Origin of the sequence: Methylobacterium sp. J-092, assembly GCF_022829325.1 — a bacterium.
Classification (GTDB): Bacteria; Pseudomonadota; Alphaproteobacteria; order Rhizobiales; family Beijerinckiaceae; genus Methylobacterium.
The window spans coordinates 1-1,125 of the sequence record NZ_JAKSXU010000171.1 but is presented as its reverse complement, the minus strand read 5'-3'; the positions used below and the strand labels follow the sequence as shown (position 1 = coordinate 1,125).

1 protein-coding gene and 1 pseudogene are annotated in these 1,125 nt (G+C 67.9%); both read left to right on the top strand.

Annotated elements, in window-relative coordinates; genetic code table 11:
* Positions 1 to 810, top strand: a pseudogene (locus MKK60_RS20380) (peptide ABC transporter); the annotation flags it as partial.
* Positions 811 to 903: 93 nt separating this feature from the next.
* Entirely contained in the window at positions 904 to 1,065 is a 162-nt protein-coding gene (locus MKK60_RS20375; protein ID WP_243988374.1) for a hypothetical protein, read from the top strand.
* Positions 1,066 to 1,125: the final 60 nt, after the last annotated feature.

Genomic DNA, 1,125 nt, shown 5'->3' with positions numbered 1-1,125 from the left:
GCAGCGCATCTCGACGAACGGCAAGAGCACCCGACCGACACCCACCCGCCGGACAGGCAGCGCATCGCGGCCCTCGGCGTCCCCCTCGACGACGCCCTGTTCACCCGTGCTGCCCGCCCACTGGGCGCGGAGGACCGTACTTGGCCAGCCGCGCTGGTTGCCGACTGGGCTGGCCTGTGCAGCAGCCTCAGCGCCGACTTTCTCGCCGGGGCCCGAGCGTATTGGGCATCGGAACGAGCCCACCTAGAAGAGACCGCCGCGGCGGTGCCGACCGAAGAGACGCTGGTCTACGAGAACGGCGCGCCGATGGTCTGGACGATGGGCGTGCTCGCCGTACTGTTCGCGGCCGCCGGGGCAGCCTTCGTCCTGTACCCGCGGGCCGTTGGGATCGCCCACGACGCACTCGCGCAGCAGATCCTAACCGCCGTCGTGGTCGCGGGTGTCATCGGGGCGGCGCTCTACGCGACGTTGGTCCACCGGCGCGGCCGATCGCCCCGGCTGGTGTTGACGCCCGAGACGCTCCGCTCCCCCCTCCTCGACGGTGCAGTGCCGTGGCTGGACGTAGCGGACTTCCAAGTGAGCTACGGCAAGCGTGTCACCCTGACGTTGGCGCTCACGCCAGACGCTCCATTGCCGCGGGCGACGGGCCTGCTCTCGCGGGCTGGGGTGAGCCGACGCCGTCGTCAGGTAATCGTGCACGCCTTGGGTGCGCGCGGCTTGAAACCCGACATCTACGCAGCGCTGATCGGGCGCTACCTCGCTGCCGCACGCGCCCGTGCGCACCTATCCACGACGGGCGAGACGATCTGATCGCTTGGCCGCTGGTACGCGTCTCTCCGGACGCTGGTGCAACACCGCCTACTGGCTTGTGCTCTGCTGTTTGGGAGGCTGGATCAGATCACGGTGGCCGGGCGCACCGTCGAGGAGCGGCTGGAAGGGCTGAACTGGACGGCCCTCGACCTAAACAAACGAGAGCTTGCGGTGTCGGCGGTCAGCGCCAAACTGCGAGTCGCTGCACAGCAGTCAGAAAACGACCATTTGCTGACAGTAGGCCTGTTCGCATAACGGGCGCGTTACGGAACAGAGCGCGCGTTCTCCAGCTGGTCGCAACCCATTGTATACAAT